General features: G+C 51.7%; 6 protein-coding genes. 5 read left to right on the top strand and 1 reads right to left on the bottom strand.

From position 1 onward, the window contains the following. The 5 genes from L5656_RS10115 to L5656_RS10095 all read left to right on the top strand — a co-directional run. The coding region (locus L5656_RS10115) for a class II glutamine amidotransferase (protein WP_297202583.1) at nucleotides 1–1010 on the top strand (1010 nt) is incomplete at its 5' end. Next, on the top strand, nucleotides 992–2500 hold the full coding sequence (locus tag L5656_RS10110; protein WP_297202581.1) for a glutamate synthase-related protein: 1509 nt from the start codon (nucleotides 992–994) through the stop codon (nucleotides 2498–2500). The genes L5656_RS10115 and L5656_RS10110, both read left to right, overlap by 19 nt. Before the next feature lie 55 nt (nucleotides 2501–2555). Beyond that, on the top strand, nucleotides 2556–3005 hold the full coding sequence (locus L5656_RS10105) for a 4Fe-4S dicluster domain-containing protein (protein ID WP_297202579.1): 450 nt from the start codon (nucleotides 2556–2558) through the stop codon (nucleotides 3003–3005). A 3-nt stretch (nucleotides 3006–3008) separates the two neighbouring features. Next, nucleotides 3009–4244 (top strand): NAD(P)/FAD-dependent oxidoreductase, encoded by a 1236-nt coding sequence (locus L5656_RS10100; protein WP_297202577.1) that lies wholly within the window; start codon nucleotides 3009–3011, stop codon nucleotides 4242–4244. Nucleotides 4245–4284: 40 nt separating this feature from the next. Continuing rightward, on the top strand, nucleotides 4285–5025 hold the full coding sequence (locus tag L5656_RS10095) for a hypothetical protein (RefSeq protein WP_297202576.1): 741 nt from the start codon (nucleotides 4285–4287) through the stop codon (nucleotides 5023–5025). A 56-nt stretch (nucleotides 5026–5081) separates the two neighbouring features. On the opposite strand, the gene L5656_RS10090 is transcribed toward L5656_RS10095, so the two are convergent. Beyond that, the gene (locus L5656_RS10090) at nucleotides 5082–5834 is read right to left on the bottom strand and encodes a methyl-accepting chemotaxis protein (RefSeq protein ID WP_297202574.1); all 753 of its coding nucleotides are present in this window, start codon (nucleotides 5832–5834) and stop codon (nucleotides 5082–5084) included. Between the last annotated feature and the right edge of the window lie 215 nt (nucleotides 5835–6049).

The following is a 6049-nucleotide window of genomic DNA, read 5'->3' as shown; positions in this document are numbered from 1 at the left end:
TATCCATCTCCTGCCTAAATGAGCGGTCCAATGGACTAGGTGGGGGTTTCGCCGCCTACGGGATTTATCCGGAATACAAGGATTATTATGCCCTGCACCTGCTCTTTGAAGATAAACACAGCCGCCAGATGGTGGAGGATCTAATTAGAGAGAACTTTTATATTGCCGCCGAAGACCGCCTTCCCACCCGCCAAGTGCGTTCCATAAGCCAGGCTCCCATGCTCTGGCGCTACTTTGTAGTTCCTCGTCTTTCCAAAATAGGAGAGGCAGAGAAGACTGAAGAAGATTTTATGACTCAACTGGTAATGCATATCAACGATACCATCCCTGGAGCGTATGTAGTCTCTAGCGGCAAAAACATGGGTGCCTTTAAGGGTGTAGGGTATCCAGAAGATATAGGAGAGTTTTTCCGCCTGGACGAATACAAAGCCTATATGTGGATCGCCCACGGTCGTTTCCCCACCAATACCCCGGGTTGGTGGGGTGGAGCTCACCCCTTCACCCTGCTTAATTGGTCAGTCGTCCATAACGGGGAGATCTCCTCCTATGGTGCCAACCGTCGCTTCCTAGAGATGTTCGGATACAAAATCACTCTGCAGACAGACACTGAGGTTATAGCCTATGCTATCGACCTGTTGGTTCGTCGCCACAGGCTCCCCCTACCCCTGGTAGCCAAAGTTCTGGCCCCTCCCTTCTGGGAAGAAATCGACAGCCTAGAACTTAAAGAGCGGGAGCTTTATACCAACCTTCGGGCCCTTTATGGGGGTCTAATGCTTAACGGCCCCTTCGCCATTATTGTAGGTTATCCCGGGGGGCTTATGGCCTTAAACGACAGGATCAAGCTCCGCCCGTTAGTGGCCGGTGAACAAGGAGCCACCCTGTATGTAGCCAGCGAAGAGGCTGCTATTCGGGCTATATGCCCTGATGTAGAGCGCGTATGGTACCCCTCTGGCGGCGAACCTGTTCTGGGCGAGCTTAAGGAGGAGTGCGCATGTCGGCTATCCGCATGAACCCACCTGAATTTCGCGTGGTCCGGGATGAGGAAAAATGCATAAAGTGCTTGGTCTGTGTACGCCAGTGCGGTTTCGAGGCTCAACAATACGATCCTGAAGAAGACAGGGTTTATAGCTTAGACGAAAATTGTGTGGCCTGCCAGCGGTGCGTATGCTTGTGCCCTACCCGGGCCTTACGTATAGAGAGAAATCCTGTGCCCTATAAACTCAACGCCCATTGGACACCGGAACACATCCATAATATTAACAAGCAGGCAGCTACAGGCGGTGTCCTTCTGACGGGGATGGGAAATGATAAGCCGTACCCAGCTTATTTTGATCGGTTGCTCCTAAATGCTAGCCAGGTGACCAACCCTTCTATTGATCCCTTACGAGAACCTATGGAGCTCCGCACTTATCTCGGCAGTCGGCCCGACTACCTCGGTGGGGAAAAGGATCGCTATTTCGGTCCCACTCCCTTAGTTCCCATAGAGACCCCTATTATGTTTACGGCCATCTCCTATGGGGCCATAAGCCACCAGGCCTTCGAGGCTCTGGCCAGGGCGGCTAAGGCTTACGGCACCCTCTTTAACACTGGCGAGGGCGGGTTACCGGAAGACCTGTACGAATACGCTGACCATGCCATAGTCCAGGTGGCCTCTGGTCGTTTTGGCGTTCACAGCGAGTATCTTAATGCCGCCCGGGTTATTGAAATTAAGATCGGTCAGGGGGCCAAGCCAGGAATAGGTGGTCATCTCCCCGGAGAAAAGATCACTGCCTCTATCGCTGCCACGCGCATGATCCCTGAGGGTACCGATGCTCTATCTCCCGCACCACACCATGATATTTATTCCATCGAGGACCTGAGGCAGCTTATCCTTACCCTGAAGGAAGCTACCAGATACACTAAGCCGGTGTCGGTTAAGATCGCGGCCGTGCATAACGTGGCGGCTATAGCTAGCGGTATAGCCCGAGCTGGAGCAGATATAATCGCCATTGACGGCTTTCGGGGAGGCACGGGCGCTGCACCCCTCATGATAAGGGATCACGTGGGGATACCTATTGAGCTGGCCATCGCTGCTGTAGATCAGCGCCTGCGCGAGGAAGGTATCCGCAACCGGGTATCTCTAGTAGCAGCCGGCGGTTTCCGCTCTAGTGCGGATGTGGTTAAGGCCATCGCCCTGGGGGCAGATGCCGTATATATCGGTACCGCAGCGCTAGTGGCCCTAGGCTGTCACCTCTGCCAGAAGTGTTACACAGGCAAATGTAGCTGGGGCATAGCCACTCAAGATCCTTATAAGACAAGGCGTCTCAATCCAGAGATAGGGGCTGAAAGGCTCTATAATCTCCTCCACGGGTGGTCCCACGAGATCAAGGAGATGCTGGGAGGCATGGGAATAAACTCCATAGAGAGCCTACGGGGGAACCGGCTACACCTACGAGGTGTAGGTCTTACAGAGGCGGAACTTAAGCTCCTGGGAGTAAAACATGCTGGCGAGGGTATGTAAATTTTAAGGAATATGGTGCAGGTGCTGAAATTTAAGGAAGAGGTGAAGCAGGCGGATGAGAAAAGTGTATGCCCGCCGGGAATATTGTATTAACTGCCACCTATGCGAGGTATATTGTGTGGCGGCCCACTCTAAAAGCCGTGATGTCTGGAAGGCCTTTAAAAGGGAAGGTCTACGGGGTACCCACCGGCTACGGGTAGAAGAAAGGCGGCCCGAATCCCTACCCGTCCATTGCCGTCACTGCGACGAACCCCAGTGTGTCCAGGGCTGCATATCCGGAGCTATGGTTAAGGACCCTGAAACAGGAATCGTCTATTGCCATGAAGATAAGTGTGTAGGCTGCTGGACGTGTGTGGCCAGTTGCCCCTATGGCGCTGTACGTCCAGGTTACCGGAATGGTCGGCCGGTGGCCTTAAAATGCGATCTATGTAGGGACCTTCTAGAACCGGCCTGCGTGGCCCACTGCCCTAACCGCGCCCTGGTATATGAAGGGGGGACAACTTAAAATATGAGATATGTCATCATCGGTAACTCGGTTGCGGCTATTAATGCCTGCCAGGGTATCCGGGAGCTAGATAAAGAAGGGCCTATAACTATTGTTTCCGCCGAAAAATACTATGCCTACGGACGTCCCTTAATCTCTTATTGGCTAGAAGGCAAGACTGGAGAGGACAAGATGCCCTATCTTCCACCAGATTTCTATACCCGGCATAATATCAACGTCCTTTTAGGCCGTAAAGCCCTACGTATACACTGGGAAAGGCAAGAGGTAGAACTTGATGATGGCTCCCGCTTACCCTACGACCGTTTGCTTATCGCTACGGGAGGCAAAGCCATAGTCCCACCCTTAGAGGGACTACAGGAAGAAGATTATGTAACCTTTCTTAACTACGACGACGCTCGCCGGCTGGCAGAATTAGCCCATCCCGGTAAGGAAGCGGTGATCCTGGGCGCTGGCCCCAGCGGTCTTAAAGCTATGGAAAGTTTAGTTTCCCGGGGCTTAAAAGTCACTATGGTAGAGCTTGCACCCCGCATATGGTCGCCTGTTTTGGATACTGAAGCGGCCACCCTGGTGACCAGCTTCCTCCGTGAGAAAGGCGTCCGGGTAATCCTGGAAGATACTATTCTGGGGGGGAGCCGTAAGGAAGGAGGAAAGCTTAAGCTTAATCTTAAGTCCGGTAAAGAACTCGAAGCCGGTCTCTTGGTAGTGGCTATAGGTGTAAGGCCCAATGTGGAGCTCCTGGAACAGGCACCGGGAGTTACCCTGAAACGAGGGGTAGTAGTAGATGAATATTTGAACGTGGGCCTGCCGGGGGTTTTCGCTGCCGGTGATGTAGTGGATGGCAACCCGCCCCTTTTGCCCCATGCTGCCGCGCAGGGCCGCCTTGCCGGCCGCAATATGGCTGGCGCCAGGGAAAAATATAAGGGGAGTTTGCCCTATAATGCCCTGGGGTTTTTAGGCCTCCATATAATTAGCATGGGTATAACCAATTGCGAACCCGGCCAGGGATACGAAATACTGGTCCAAAAGGAAGAAAACGAACGGGTCTACCGTAAGCTGGTGCTTCAGAACAACCGTCTAATAGGGGCTCTATTTATAAACCGCCTGGAGCGGGCCGGCCTTTACCGTTGGCTGATAGAGGAAAAAATAGACGTTCTACCCTTTAAAGATAAGCTGCTCCAAGACGATTTCGGTTTCCTTGATCTGCCGCCTGCGTTGTGGGAAGCCAGGCTTAAAGAATAAAAGCTTTAAGGTTTTTAGAGGGAAGGAGGCCAAAAAATAGATGAAAAGGTTAAATGCCCAAGGTCTAAGTTATCGGGAGCTCAATGAAAAGATCAGAGCCCTCCTGGATAGCGGAGAAAAGGAAATAGTTATAGAAAATGTTAATGGGCAGAGATATATAGGAACAGGTGTTAAAGCCCAGGCTCGGCTGGTAGTCCACGGCGTTCCCGGTAACAACTTAGGTGCCCTTATGGACGGGCTGCATATAGAAGTATACGGTAACGCCCAAGACGGTGTGGGAAATACCATGAACGAGGGTACTATAGTGGTACATGGTCATGCCACGGACATCACGGGTTATTCCATGCGGGGCGGAAAAATCTTCATCCGGGGTCATGTAGGGTACCGCGTAGGCATCCATATGAAAGCTTTCCGGGAAAAAAATCCAGTGATCGTTGTAGGTGGTAAAGCCGGTGACTTTTTCGGGGAATATATGGCAGGGGGAACCTTGGTTCTTCTCGGGCTAGATATTAAACCAGGTGAGCAAATAGTCGGGAATTATATAGCCACTGGAATGCATGGGGGAGAAATCTTTATCCGGGGAAAATTAGATGACGATATTCTTATAGGCAAAGAAGCCAAGGTCTTAGAGCCCGAAGAGAAGGATTACCACCGCCTAGAGGCCCTTATAAAAGAGTTTGCGGAGTATTTCGACCTAGACGCTGACAAAATTCTGGCTGTTCCTTTTATTAAACTTATACCCTATAACAAACGCCCTTATGGTAACCTCTACGCTTATTAAGCTAGTGCGGCTGGCCATAGGGGCTCTAAAATTCGCCGCCTTTATTCGGAGGCTTTTTATTCCTGTAAATGGAAGCGGCTTACGAGATTAAGTAAAGAATCTGCAATACGCTGCAGCCTTTCTATCACACCCCCTAGCTCTGCTGCAGTGGCTGCTTGTTCCTGAGCTGCAGCAGCCACCTCCTGGGTAGAAGCCGCTGTATTTTGGGCACCAGTGGCAAGATGTTCTGCTTCTTTAGCTACCGTCTCTGCCGCTGTTCCAGCCTTCCCGGCCACCTCCTTTACTTTCCCGGCCAATCCTCCTACCTGCTCAGCATATACCATTATCTCCTTAAGCACTTTTATAAGAGAATCTAGCTCCTCCCGCAAGCGCTGGACAGAGCGAACCTCCTCCCCCACCGCTTGCTCCACAGCTTGTAACCTTTCCTGCATCTCCAGGCTCAAAGCTTCAATCTCAGCGGCCGCCTGCGTAGAGTTGCTCGCCAACTTCCGGACTTCTTCAGCTACAACGGCAAATCCGCGGCCTTGTTCACCCGCCCGGGCGGCCTCTATGGCTGCATTAAGGGCTAGAAGATTGGTCTGGTCCGCCACTTCCACAATGACACGTAAAATTTCTTCAATGCGCTGGGCAGACTGAGCCATAAGGTGCACCATGTTGACGGTGGTCTGGCTAACCTCTTCCACCGATTTCATCCCCGAGGATAAAACGTTCGTTCCCTCCTGGCCACGCTTAACCACCGATAGATTCTGGGTGCTAGCTTTCTCCATCTCGGTGGCTACTTCTAAAAGCTCCCTTGCCGAAAGGTGCAATTCCCAAGAAGTATCCTTTAAGCTTTTTACTTGTGCACTTTGAGCATCAGCTCCTGAGGCTACTTGACTAGCAGCCTGAGCAACTTCATCCGCCGTCCTAGCTACGGTCCCCGCAGCTTCCTGCAGAGAACTGGCCGTATCTTTTATCCCTCTACTTACCTCCTATCTCAATTTTTTGCTTAAATCTCCCTCTATCTCTCGCTCTCTTAGATTTT

The organism is Thermanaeromonas sp., assembly GCF_021890735.1.
Taxonomy (GTDB): Bacteria; Bacillota; DSM-521; order Neomoorellales; family Neomoorellaceae; genus Thermanaeromonas.
This window is presented reverse-complemented; position numbering and strand designations above follow the sequence as displayed.

What these genes read in the sequence shown, in the direction of transcription:
- L5656_RS10110 (WP_297202581.1), top strand. Translation starts at nt 992, where the DNA reads ATGTCGGCTATCCGCATGAACCCACCTGAATTTCGCGTGGTCCGGGAT.
- L5656_RS10105 (WP_297202579.1), top strand. Translation starts at nt 2,556, where the DNA reads ATGAGAAAAGTGTATGCCCGCCGGGAATATTGTATTAACTGCCACCTA.
- L5656_RS10100 (WP_297202577.1), top strand. Translation starts at nt 3,009, where the DNA reads ATGAGATATGTCATCATCGGTAACTCGGTTGCGGCTATTAATGCCTGC.
- L5656_RS10095 (WP_297202576.1), top strand. Translation starts at nt 4,285, where the DNA reads ATGAAAAGGTTAAATGCCCAAGGTCTAAGTTATCGGGAGCTCAATGAA.